This window comes from Priestia sp. P5_B4 (genome assembly GCF_056400385.1).
This window is the reverse complement of sequence record NZ_JBFULJ010001115.1, coordinates 1-1,073: the sequence shown is the minus strand read 5'-3', so window position 1 is coordinate 1,073 and position 1,073 is coordinate 1. Positions and strand designations below refer to the sequence as shown.

Here is a 1,073-nt window from a genome sequence, read left to right as displayed (position 1 = left end):
GCATATGGCTCTCTATTACAGCATAGAGAGCCATATCTATGGTGTTTCAAATTTTACTGGAGTGTAGTAGACACGCCCAATTAACTTTTTACCTTTGCTATCTTTCCAATCTGCTACGAGTATATACCGATCACTGTCACTGTGAGAGGCAGAATCTACTGTAATAGCAGATGTTTTTTTTATGTCCTTTTTTTCTACTATGTTTTCATAAATAGACTGATTACGAATTTGTTTGTAATAAAGGGCATTAGGTTTTTTACCATCTATTTTAATGGACACTTGACCACCTTGAGAGACGGGAATACTATCTTTCATAACAATTTGTCTAAAATTTTTTCGTTCGCCAAAATTAGCTTCACATTCGGTCCAGCAAAAGAATAAGGGCTTAACGATAGCTTCTTTGCCTTCGGCTATTATTTTTATAGCGGGTGGATAAGAATCTTCAAGCGTTTCAGCTGTAGGAATCTGACATGCGGCTAATGAAAACAAACTAAATAGGATAATCACCACTTTCTTCATACTATGTCCTCCCTTTTTTGTAAACGTGGTGCACGTAAGCGAGTGGGTGCATAATATAATCTTTCGCCTGCAACCAAAAGATTCCTTTTATAATCAACAAAAAAACAGCTGCCTATTTGTTTAGACAGCTGTTTTGTTCTATTTACTTAGCATGCTTATTTCTTTTTTCATATCTTTTTCTACATACTCCATTAAATCAGATACATAGGTTTGAAGCGGTTTTGTTGCGTCTTTGTGATCATTCATCGTTAATTCATAGATGCTATCGATATTATCAATCATCAGTTCCATATCATCGATGACGCCCGTATGCTTATACATCGTTTTCATCGTAGGATCAAGGGAAGCTAATTCATTATATTCATAGTTTATAGTATTTGAAATATCATCGAGTTCATTGATAAATTGCTTTTTGGTTTTTTTTTCGGCCATAAGCTGATTATACTCTTTAAAAGCAGTTTGAAGGTTTTTCTGAGAGGCAGTCAATACTTTCAGCTGTTCTCGTCCTAAATAATAATCATAAATACTAGTAACAGTAAAATATCCCCCAAATG

At 34.6% G+C, this 1,073-nt stretch carries 2 protein-coding genes; both read right to left on the bottom strand.

What is annotated here, in order from left to right:
• Positions 1–36 precede the first annotated feature (36 nt).
• On the bottom strand, positions 37–519 hold the full coding sequence (locus AC1DRF_RS29255; protein WP_274155499.1) for a hypothetical protein: 483 nt from the start codon (positions 517–519) through the stop codon (positions 37–39).
• A gap of 138 nt (positions 520–657) precedes the next feature.
• The coding region (locus AC1DRF_RS29250; protein ID WP_477742476.1) for a hypothetical protein at positions 658–1,073 on the bottom strand (416 nt) is incomplete at its 5' end.

What these genes read in the sequence shown, in the direction of transcription:
- AC1DRF_RS29255 (WP_274155499.1), bottom strand. Translation starts at nt 519, where the DNA reads ATGAAGAAAGTGGTGATTATCCTATTTAGTTTGTTTTCATTAGCCGCA.